The sequence below is a fragment of the Geodermatophilus amargosae genome, from assembly GCF_041028265.1.
In the GTDB taxonomy this organism is placed as follows: Bacteria; Actinomycetota; Actinomycetes; order Mycobacteriales; family Geodermatophilaceae; genus Geodermatophilus; species Geodermatophilus amargosae_A.
Map to the genome: position 1 here is coordinate 49,601 of NZ_JABGCW010000016.1, position 8,817 is coordinate 58,417.

Annotated in this window: 9 protein-coding genes; 5 read left to right on the plus strand and 4 right to left on the minus strand. The window is 76.1% G+C overall.

Annotation, left to right across the window (positions count from 1 at the left end):
* Positions 1–8: 8 nt before the first annotated feature.
* The 3 genes from HLV61_RS19445 to HLV61_RS19455 form a co-directional block, all read right to left on the minus strand.
* Complete coding sequence (locus tag HLV61_RS19445) at positions 9–617, minus strand: helix-turn-helix domain-containing protein (protein WP_369258386.1); 609 nt, start codon at positions 615–617, stop codon at positions 9–11.
* Between the two features lie 204 nt (positions 618–821).
* Entirely contained in the window at positions 822–1,634 is an 813-nt protein-coding gene (locus tag HLV61_RS19450) for a class I SAM-dependent methyltransferase (protein WP_369258388.1), read from the minus strand.
* A gap of 177 nt (positions 1,635–1,811) precedes the next feature.
* Positions 1,812–3,725 carry a SpoIIE family protein phosphatase gene (locus tag HLV61_RS19455; RefSeq protein WP_369258390.1) on the minus strand — a complete coding sequence of 638 codons (1,914 nt, stop codon included), beginning with the start codon at positions 3,723–3,725 and terminating at the stop codon, positions 1,812–1,814.
* Between the two features lie 62 nt (positions 3,726–3,787).
* Between HLV61_RS19455 and HLV61_RS19460 the strand changes: the two genes are divergently transcribed.
* The 4 genes from HLV61_RS19460 (at position 3,788) to HLV61_RS19475 (ending at position 6,870) form a co-directional block, all read left to right on the plus strand.
* A complete protein-coding gene (locus HLV61_RS19460) occupies positions 3,788–4,084 on the plus strand; it encodes a hypothetical protein (RefSeq protein WP_369258392.1) in 297 nt (98 codons plus the stop codon).
* 200 nt (positions 4,085–4,284) lie between these two features.
* A complete protein-coding gene (locus HLV61_RS19465) occupies positions 4,285–4,605 on the plus strand; it encodes a GNAT family N-acetyltransferase (RefSeq protein ID WP_369258394.1) in 321 nt (106 codons plus the stop codon).
* 89 nt (positions 4,606–4,694) lie between these two features.
* Complete coding sequence (locus HLV61_RS19470) at positions 4,695–6,068, plus strand: cryptochrome/photolyase family protein (protein ID WP_369258396.1); 1,374 nt, start codon at positions 4,695–4,697, stop codon at positions 6,066–6,068.
* Complete coding sequence (locus HLV61_RS19475; protein ID WP_369258398.1) at positions 6,061–6,870, plus strand: Fpg/Nei family DNA glycosylase; 810 nt, start codon at positions 6,061–6,063, stop codon at positions 6,868–6,870. The genes HLV61_RS19470 and HLV61_RS19475 overlap by 8 nt, the downstream gene beginning before the upstream one ends.
* Positions 6,871–6,953: 83 nt before the next feature.
* On the opposite strand, the gene HLV61_RS19480 is transcribed toward HLV61_RS19475, so the two are convergent.
* Positions 6,954–7,262, minus strand: coding sequence for a putative quinol monooxygenase (locus HLV61_RS19480; RefSeq protein ID WP_369258400.1), 309 nt, complete (start codon positions 7,260–7,262; stop codon positions 6,954–6,956).
* 84 nt (positions 7,263–7,346) lie between these two features.
* Between HLV61_RS19480 and HLV61_RS19485 the strand changes: the two genes are divergently transcribed.
* Positions 7,347–8,759, plus strand: a complete 1,413-nt coding sequence (locus tag HLV61_RS19485; protein WP_369258402.1) for an FAD-dependent oxidoreductase — start codon at positions 7,347–7,349, stop codon at positions 8,757–8,759.
* Positions 8,760–8,817: the final 58 nt, after the last annotated feature.

Below are 8,817 nucleotides of genomic sequence, written 5' to 3' on the forward strand. Positions count from 1 at the left end.
GGACGTGCTCAGGGCGGCGGGCCGCAGTCGAGGACGGCGCCGACGGCGGCGGCGAGCTGGGCGCGGGTGTGTGCACGGACGCCCCCGGCGCGGATCTCGCCGAACAGCAGCGCCGCGGGCAGCCGCACCACGCAGACGGTGACGACCTCGACCGCGGCGGCATCGCCGCGCTCCCAGCACCCCTGCGCCAGCCGGCGCAGGGTGGCGGTGAGCGTGGCGTCGAGCGCCCGCAGGCCCTCGGCGACCGGCGTGGCGACCGCGTCGGTGAGCACGTCGTCGCGCTGCAGGGCGACCAGCAGTCGCGCCGCGCCCAGATCGCCGTCGGCCAGCCGGGCCGGCGCGTCGGCCGCGGCCCGGACCGCCCGCCGGGCGTCGCCGGCTGCCAGCGCCTCGTCCACGGCGGTGCGCTGCAGGGTGAGGAACTGCCGCGCTCGGCGCAGCCAGGCAGCGCCGACGACGCTCTCCAGCGAGCCGAAGGCGTGGTAGATGCTGCCGTTGGAGGCGCCGGACCGTTCGGCCAGGGCGCGGATGGTCAGCTGCGCGCGGCCGCGCTCGACGAGCAGGTCCTCGGCGGCGTCCAGGACGGCGTCCGGGGCGTGGACGCGTGGCCGGGGCATCGGCGACCTCCTCCGCGGGCCGGGGCGCGACTTCCGCAGCGTAGTAGAGCCTGCGCTCCACTACGCGAGCACGATGCCCTCCGCACGAGGTCCCCGGCGGCCCGGTCCGACCGACCGGGGTCGACAGCACGAGTCCTGGCCGACCGCATGACCGGGTGTCACGTCCCGCCCGTGGAGAGGGTCCCCCGGTCGTCCCCCGGTTCGTCAGCGGGCAGTGGGCTGCGGGCCCGCCGTGACCAGGTAGGCGTCCAGCGGCATGGTCACCCGCCCGTCGTCGGCGCAGAACGGCCGCAGGGCGTCGCGGGCCTCCGCCAGCAGACCCCGGTAGCCCTCCCCGTCCAGGAGCGCCTCCAGCGGGGAGCCCGTGACCTCGGTCTCGACGAAGGCGTCGACGGTCGGGAAGCTGACGGTGCCGGGCCGCAACTCGACCGTCACGTCGTCGATGCCGGCGGCTCGGAAGACGCCGACCAGCGCGTCGCGGTCACCGAGGACGAACGGCGCCGTGAGGACGTCCGCGGCCGCCCGTCCACACCGGCGCTCCGCGATCCCGGTCAGGACGACGTAGCCGGTCGCCCGCTCGTGCGGGCCCCAGACGGCGACCGCGAGCCGGCCATCGGGCTCGAGCACCCGCCGCATCTCCCGGACCGCAGCGACGGGGTCGGGGAAGAACATCAGGGCGAACTGGCTCACCACCACGTCGAAGGCATCGTCCGGGAACGGCAGCGCCGCGGCGTCCCCCTGCCGCCAGTCGACCCCCGGCCGGATCCGCCGGGCCACGGCGAGCATGCCCTCGTTGACGTCCAGCCCGGTGACCTGCGCCTCGTCGGCGACGCGGTCGGCCGCTGCCCGGGCCAGGACCCCGGTGCCACAGCCGACGTCCAGGACCCGGTCCGCCGAGGACACCCGGGCAGCAGCCACCAGTTGCGGCGCCCACCGGCCGAAGATGGCCGGCACGAAACACCTCTCGTAGACCTCGGCGGCGGTCCCGGAGACCTGCCAGCTCTCTCGTTCCGTCATCTGCGCCCACCGTCCCTGCACGACCGCGGTGCTCGTCCGCCCCGTGCGCCGGCCCCGACCGTCCACGCGCCCGGGGTCACGGGGCAGCCCGATCGTCCGTCGGGACGCTCGTGGGGCTCCAGGGTCCGGCGACCCGGGGGGCTCGCGGGGTCGCCGCCGGGCGCCCGGCCCGCGTGGTCAGGGCAGGGCGTGCGGGCCGGCGTGCGCCGGTCGCGGGAGGTCCTCGGCGTAGGGGCGGATGGCGATCAGCGCGACGTCGTCGGCGGCCCCGCCCGCGGGCAGCAGCGTCGTCATGACCCGGTCGCACAGGCTCTCGAGGTCCAGGCCTGCGTTGTCGGCCAGCAGGTCGGCCAGGCGCTCCAGGCCGCGGTCGATGTCACGGGCACCTGCGCCGGCCGGCGTCCCGCGTCCGTCGGCGGATCGTCCCCCGCCGGCGTCGTGCTGCTCGAGCAGCCCGTCGGTGTAGAGCAGCAGGGTCGAGCGCACGGGCAGGACGAGGTGGTGCTCCGGGCGGGGATGCCGCGGGTCGACCCCGAGGGGGAACCCGACGCGGTCGGTGACGACGTCGACGGAGCCGTCGTCGTGCAGCAGCAGCGGCGGCGGGTGCCCGGCCGAGCTCCAGGTGATCGCGCGGTCGCGAGCGGGCTCGTCCGGGGTGAACCGTTCGACGCGGGCGACCAGCGCGGTGGCGAACACGTCGTGACGGAGGGTGTCGCAGGCGATGTCGACGGCGCTCAGGACCCGTGCCGGCCCGGCGGTGCCGTCGTGGCCGGCCATGCGCAGCATGGTGCGCAACTGGCCCATCGTGGCGGCCGCGGTGATGTCGTGGCCGGCGACGTCGCCGATGACCAGGCTGGTGGTGCCGGTGGCGTCGAGGTAGGCGTCGTACCAGTCCCCGCCGACCAGCTGGGCGTCCTCGGCGGGCTGGTAGCGCGAGGCCAGCTGCAGGTGGTCGGGCTGGGGCAGCAGGGCCGGCAGCAGGGCCCGCTGCATCGTCTCCGACACCGCCCGCTCGAAGGACGACGCCCGGGCGGCCTCCACGACGAGGCCGGCGCGGGTCATCAGTGCGCCGACCAGCTCGCGGTCGCGCTCGGTGTAGGGCGCCGAGCCCTGCACGCGGGCGATCGTCAGCACCGCGACGACCCCACCGCGGACGACCACCGGCGCGACCAGCGCGCTGCGCACGCGCAGCAGGTCGACGGCCTCGTGCTGGGCGACGGTCAGCCCCGGCGCCTCGGGCAGGTCGATGAGCTCCACCTGCCCGGTCACCGCGACGTGCCCGGGGCCGGCCGGCTCACCGGTGCGCCGCCCCGCGCCGTCGATCCACGCCCGCAGGGCCGGCAGTTGCGTCCGGTCGCGGTGCGCGGCCGCGACCGGGGTCAGGCCGCCGTCACCGTCGACGGTGCCGACGTGGGCGAGGTCGCCGAGGTCGGGAACGGCGAGGGCGACCAGCGCCTCCCAGACGTCCTCGGGCCCGAGGTCGGCGGTCAGCAGGTCGCTGATGCGCGCGAGCAGCGCGGCCCGGTCGGCCTCGGCCCGGGCGACGACGTGCGCAGCCTGCGCCTCCAGGGTGGCCATCCGCAGCGCGACCTCCCGGGAGGCGATCGCGGCCAGCTCCTCCAGCAGCTGCACGTCCTCCTCGGTCCACGGGTGCACCGCGGTGTCGACGACGCAGAAGCTGCCCAGCACCTGCCCGTCGGGCGTCCGGACCGGGAACCCCGCCCACGCGCGCACACCCATGCCGGTGATGGAGGGGTTGCCGGCGGTGCGCTCGTCGGTGGTCACGTCGGCCAGGACGAGCGGGTCCCCCCGGAGCACGTACTGGCAGAAGGACTCCTCGACGGTGTTCTGCGTCGGGCCGCCCTCCGGCAGGCCCTGGCTGCTCAGCCAGTACGAGCGGACGTCGTCGACCGCGGTCATGAACGCCAGCGGCGCCCCCGTCAGCCGCTGCGCGATCCGGGTGAGCCGGTCGAAGGACTCCTCGGCCGCGGCGTCCAGGAGCTGGGTGGCGCGCACGGCAGCCAGCCGGCCGGGCGCGGCCGCCGCTCCGCCCTCCGCGCCGTCGTCGTCGACAGCGGGGCGGGCGTCCACGCGTCCATCCTGCCCGACCGCGGAGGAGCAGCCGCGTGCGCTGCGCGGGTACGCAGGCGCGCATGGCAGTGCGCAACGCGGCGGTCGCCGCCGCCGGACGGTGGACCGACCCCGACGACGGGATCCGCTACCCCAGCGGTGAGGTGCACGCCTGGGAGCGGGGGCGCAACGAGACGGTCTGCGGCCTGTCGCTCTCCCGCTCCCGGCTGACCCGCTTCCCGCACGTGGGCTGGGCCGACGTCCAGCCCGAGTCCGGCCGGCACGCCGAGGAGGTCCGGGACGTCTGCCGCCGCTGCCGCGCCGCCCTGGGGGCCCGCCGCGACGACCGCGGCTGGACCCGCACGAACCCCCGTCCCTGACCGCTCCCGTGGCGCCTCCTGCCGCCGGCGGCGGTCGCGGGCGCCGTCCTGGCGCTGTGGAGCGGCACCGGCTGAGAGACCCGTTGGGCGGACACTGCTCGCAGCAGGAGACCATTGCGGCTCTGAAGCGTTACCTTTCCAGGAGCACGTCGTACCTCCCGGCAACGGCGCCGGGGGACAGCGGAGGTGGGAACGCAACGATGGAGAGCACGGTGGTCGACGTCCCCGAGCGGGGACGCTTCGAGGTGCGGGTCGGCGGACGCGTGGTCGGGTTGGCCAGCTACCACGTCGAGAACGGGACGATGGCGCTGCCGCACACCGAGGTGGACCCGAGCATGGGCGGCCGCGGCCTCGGCAAGATCCTGGTCAGCGGCGTCCTCGACGCCGCCCGCGAGCGCGGGCTGACCGTCCTGCCCTACTGCTCCTTCGTGCGCCACTACATCGAGCAGCACCCCGAGACCCTCGACCTGGTCGCCGACGAGGACAAGCCGCACTTCGGCCTGGCCACCGCCGACCACTGAGCCCCCACCACTGAGCCGCCCACCACCGCGCCGCCGACCACCCGGTCGCTGACCTGCGGCACCCCGCCGCGTTGCCTAGCGTGGCGGGGGTGCCCACAGCCCTGATCTGGTTCCGACGCGACCTCCGGCTCAGCGACCACCCGGCGCTGGTCGCCGCGGTCGAGGCGGCGGGCAGGGACGGCACGGTGGTGCCCGTCTTCGTCGTCGACCCGCGGCTGTGGGAGACGTCGGGCCGGCCCCGGCGGGAGTTCCTGCGCGGCTGCCTGGCCGACCTGCGCGAGCAGACCGGCGGGGCGCTGGTCATCCGCTCCGGCGACCCGGCGCGCGTCCTGCCCGACCTGGTCCGCGAGACCGGTGCGGAGAGCGTGCACCTGTCCGCCGACGCCGGCGTCTACGGCCGGGCACGTGACGCGGCGGTCGAGGGGGCGCTGGGCGACGTCCCGTTCGTCCGCACCGGATCGCCCTACGGCGTCACACCCGGGCGGCTGACCAAGGACGACGGCACGCCGTACAAGGTCTACTCGCCCTTCGCCCGGGCCTGGCGGGCCCGCGGCCTGCACGGCCCCGCACCCCGTCCCGACGACGTCGCCTGGGCCGCGGACGTGCGCACCGAGGACCTCCCGCCGGCGCAGGACCTCGACGGCACGGTGCTCCCACCGGCCGGCGAGCGGGCCGGGCGCGACGCGTGGGCGCTGTTCCGCGACCAGCGGCTGCTCGGCTACGCCACCTCGCGCAACACCCCCGGCACCGACGGCACCAGCCGGCTCTCGGCGCACCTGAAGTACGGCACCGTGCACCCGCGGACCCTGTTCGCCGAGGCGCAGCAGCTCGGCGAGGACCACGCCGAGGCGGTGGACAAGTTCGTCGGGGAGCTCGTCTGGCGCGACTTCTACGCCGACGTCCTCTGGCACCGCCCCGAGACCGCGCGCGAGCCGTTCAACGGGCAGATGAAGGCGATGCAGTACGACAGCGGCCCGGCCGCCGACGAGCACTTCACCGCCTGGGCCGAGGGCCGGACCGGCTATCCGATCGTCGACGCCGGGATGCGCCAGCTGCACGGCGAGGCCTACGTGCACAACCGGGTGCGGATGGTCGTGGCGTCGTTCCTCTGCAAGGACCTGCACGTGGACTGGCGGCGCGGCGCCCGCTACTTCCTCGACCACCTCGTCGACGGCGACCTGGCCAGCAACCACCACGGCTGGCAGTGGGTGGCCGGCACCGGCACCGACCCCTCGCCGTACTACCGCGTGTTCAACCCGACCCGGCAGGGCCAGCAGTTCGACCCCGACGGCGCCTACGTGCGGCGCTGGGTGCCCGAGCTGCGCGACGTCCCCGACCGGTACGTGCACGAGCCGTGGACGATGCCCGGCGGGCCGCCGGAGGGCTATCCGGCGCCGATCGTCGACCACGCCGAGGAGCGCCAGGTGGCGCTGGCCCGCTACCAGGCGGTCCGCGATGCCTGAGGGGCACACCCTCTACCGGCTGGCCAGGGAGCAGTCGGAGCTGTTCGCCGGCCGCCCGGTGCACGTGACCAGCCCGCAGGGCCGCTTCGCCGCCGGTGCCGCGCTGCTCGACGGGCGCGTGCTCGAGGAGGTCACCAGCTACGGCAAGCACCTGTTCGCCGACTTCGGCGGCGACGTGCTGCACGTGCACCTGGGGCTCTACGGCACCTACGCCGCCGGCGTCGGCGACCCGCCGTCCCCGCGCGGAGCGCTGCGCATGCGCTGGGTGGCCGACGGGCCGAAGGGCGAGGGCGTCTGGACCGACCTGCGCGGGGCGACGGCGTGCGACGTCCTGACCCAGCCCGAGGTCGACGCCATCCTCGACCGCCTCGGCCCCGACCCGCTGCGCACCCGCCGCGGCGGGGCGCTGTCGTACGCGCGGGTCGGCCGCAGCCGGACGGCGGTCGGCGCGCTGCTCATGGACCAGTCGGTGCTGGCCGGTGTCGGCAACGTCTACCGCGCCGAGATCCTCTTCCGGCACCGCATCTCGCCGTTCCGCCCGGGCCGCGACGTCGGCGAGCAGGAGTGGCAGGCGCTGTGGGACGACCTCGTGGTGCTCATGCGCGCCGGCGTCCGGCTGGGCCGGATCGTGACGACGCACCCGGCCGACCGCTCCCGCCGCTCGGGTGCCGTCCGCCGCGAGGACGCGCACTACGTCTACCGGCGCACCGGCCTGCCCTGCCGAATCTGCGGCACCGAGGTGCGGACCGAGGAGATGGTCGGCCGCAACCTGCACTGGTGCCCCGTCTGCCAGGCCGTCTAGGACCCCGTCGAGATCCCGTGATCTCGCACGTGCCGGGCAGCCCCGGCGTGCGAGATCACGGGATCTCGACGGGAGGGGAAGCGCTAGAGGGCGCCCTTGGCGGGGTCGCCCGCGGGGTGGGCGGTGAGCACCTGGACGGCGGGACGCTCGGTGAGCTTGCCCTCGAGCCTCGCCGACAGGGCGGTCAGCGCCTCGGCCTTGCCGTGGGTGGCCAGCGCCTCGGGGCTCTCCCACTGCTCGACCATGAGGAGGACGCCACGGCCCTCGTGCAGGGCGTACCGCTCGCAGCCGGGCTCCTCGTGCACCTTCGGCACCGTCTCGAGCACCGCCTGACGGACCTCGTCCACGTGCTCGGGCTTCGGGGTGATGGTGGCGACGACGACGACGGACACGGACGGTCCCCTCTGCTGCGGACGGTGGGCTCGCCGGGCGCGTGATCTGGCGCACGGGCGCCCGGCGGGGCCAGGATGCCAGTCGTGTCGGACGACGGTGAGCGCGCCCCGGAGGACGGCAGGCCGCTGCGGGTGGCCGTGGTCGGCGCCGGCCCCGCGGGCATCTACACGGCAGAGACGCTGACCCGCCGCGCGCCGGTCCCGGTGACCGTCGACCTGATCGACCGGCTGCCCACCCCGTTCGGCCTGGTCCGGCACGGCATCGCCCCCGACCACCCGAAGATGCGGGCCATCCGCGACACCCTGCACCGCGCCCTCGACGACCCCGGCGTGCGCTTCGTCGGCAACGTCGACGTGGGCACCGACATCGGCCTCGACGAGCTGCGCGCGCACGTCGACGCCGTCGTCTACACCTACGGCGCGGCCCTCGACCGGCCGCTGTCGATCGACGGCGAGGACCTCCCCGGCAGCCTGGCCGCCACCGACCTCGTCGCCTGGTACTGCGGGCACCCCGACGCCGACCGGGGGAAGGTCGAGGCGGCACTCGCCGGCGTGCGTCGCGCGGTCGTCGTCGGCGTCGGCAACGTGGCGCTCGACGTCGCGCGGGTGCTGGCCCGCGCCCCGCAGGAGCTCGAGCCCACCGACATGCCCCAGCACGTGCTCGACGTCCTGGCCGCGACGCCGGTCGAGGAGGTCACCGTGCTCGGCCGGCGCGGCCCCGCCCACGCCAGCTTCACCACCATGGAGCTGCGCGAGCTCGACGGCCTGGACCAGGCCACCGTGCTGATCGACCCGGCCGACCTCGAGCTGACCCCGGCCGCCGAGGAGCGGGTCGCCGCGGACCGCAACGCCTCCCGCAACCTCGCCGTCCTGCGCGAGTGGGCCGGCCACCGGCCCGAGCCCGGCCGGGTCCGGCTCGGCCTGCGCTTCTACCGCCGGCCGGTGCGCCTGATCGGCGACGACCGGGTCACCGGCGTGGAGGTGGAGCGGACCACGGTGGACGACGACGGCCGGGCGACCGGCACCGGCGAGTACGAGGTGCTGCCCGCCGACCTCGTCGTCCGCTCGGTCGGCTACCGCGGGCAGGGGCTGCCCGGCCTGCCCGTCGACACCGGCGCCGGCACCGTGCCGAACGAGGAGGGCCGGGTGCTGCGCGGGGGCGTCCCGTCGACCGGCGAGTACGTGGCCGGGTGGATCAAGCGCGGTCCCAGCGGCGTGGTGGGCACCAACAAGCACGACGCCCGCGAGACCGTCGCCTCGCTCCTCGCCGACGCCGAGGCCGGGGTCATCGCCCCGCACGGCGACCGCGACGACCTGGTGGACACGCTGCGCGCCCGCGGGGCCGAGCCGGTGCTGCTGGAGGACTGGCGGGCGATCGACGCCGCCGAGGTGGCCCTGGGCGCCACCCGCGGCCGCGCCCGCACCACGCTGCACGAGCGCGAGGCGCTGCTGGCCGCCGCCCGGGCGGCCGCGGCGGGCCAGGCCGCCGGACGCTAGGCCAGCAGGGACGTCAGGCCAGCAGGGACGTCAGGCCAGCAGGGACGTCAGGCCAGCA